Below are 1,203 nucleotides of genomic sequence, written 5' to 3' on the forward strand. Positions count from 1 at the left end.
CGTACAGTACATTATTCGTTGATTTTCAGGAATTCCGTACTTTACAAAAAGAGAGGTGACCGAGCGGTCGAAGGTGCTCGCCTGGAAAGCGTGTATGCCCCAAAAGGGCATCGAGGGTTCGAATCCCTTCCTCTCTGCAGTTTTATCTTCAAACTACATCTTATATAAAACCCAAATACAAAACTTTAAAATTAGAACTTGTAAAAATTAGACTATGAAAAAGTTATTCGCTTTATTGATGGTTGTGGGAGCTTTAATGTTCGGGCTGTCTTCTTCAGCTATATCTCAGAATGATACTACCAGCGGAAAAGATACTACTCAGACTGCAACGGATACAACGAAACAAGAATCAACAACTAAGTCAGAGCCTGTTGTACCTTCTGAAGAGAAAAAAGTAGAAAAAGAGAAACAACCTTTCCACCAAGTGGTTAAAACTAAATTTATTGAAGGTGGATGGGACTTTATGAGTACTGTTCTTATCTGTTTAATTCTTGGTTTGGCTGTAGCGCTTGAAAAAATAATTAGCTTAAGTCTGGCTACTACTAACACCAAAAAACTGGTCAAAAAAGTGGAAGATGCTTTGAACAGTGGTGGTGTAGAAAAAGCTAAAGAAGTAACCCGTAATACCCGTGGTCCTGTAGCTTCTATCTTTACCCAAGGTTTGATGCGTATCAGTGAAGGTATCGACATGGTAGAAAAGTCTGTCATCTCTTATGGATCTGTTGAAATGGGTAAATTGGAAAAAGGTATAAGCTGGATTTCTCTATTTATCGCATTGGCTCCTATGTTAGGATTTATGGGAACTGTAATTGGTATGATTGACGCCTTTGACCAAATTCAGGCAGCAGGTGATGTATCTCCTCAAATTGTGGCTGGTGGTATCAAAGTAGCATTGATTACTACTGTATCTGGTTTGATTGTGGCGATTATTCTCCAAATCTTCTATAACTACATCGTTAGTAAAGTAGATTCAATTGTGAACCAAATGGAAGAAGCTTCTATTGCTCTGATTGACGTATTGGTTCAGCACAAAGTAAGAAGCGAACAATAATCAATCAAACTTTAAAAGACTTTATTACATGAATTCTTCAGTAACAAAAATATTATCATACGGTATCATCGCAATTGTAGTGGTGGTGATGCTGGTTGGTTTGATTAATAGAAATCTGGACTTACTATTTTATATGGTATACGGATTAGCTA

General features: G+C 37.2%; 1 protein-coding gene and 1 tRNA gene. Both read left to right on the plus strand.

Annotated features, from left to right (window positions below; all coding sequences use genetic code 11):
- Positions 1-49: 49 nt before the first annotated feature.
- Positions 50-137: transfer RNA gene (locus M23134_RS37230), tRNA-Ser, on the plus strand.
- Between the two features lie 77 nt (positions 138-214).
- A complete protein-coding gene (locus M23134_RS37235) occupies positions 215-1,051 on the plus strand; it encodes a MotA/TolQ/ExbB proton channel family protein (protein ID WP_002706426.1) in 837 nt (278 codons plus the stop codon).
- Positions 1,052-1,203 lie beyond the last annotated feature (152 nt).

Origin of the sequence: Microscilla marina ATCC 23134 (assembly GCF_000169175.1) — a bacterium.
In the GTDB taxonomy this organism is placed as follows: Bacteria; Bacteroidota; Bacteroidia; order Cytophagales; family Microscillaceae; genus Microscilla; species Microscilla marina.

Excerpts from the sequence above, each read along its gene's own strand:
- M23134_RS37235 (WP_002706426.1), top strand. The coding sequence starts at position 215 with ATGAAAAAGTTATTCGCTTTATTGATGGTTGTGGGAGCTTTAATGTTC.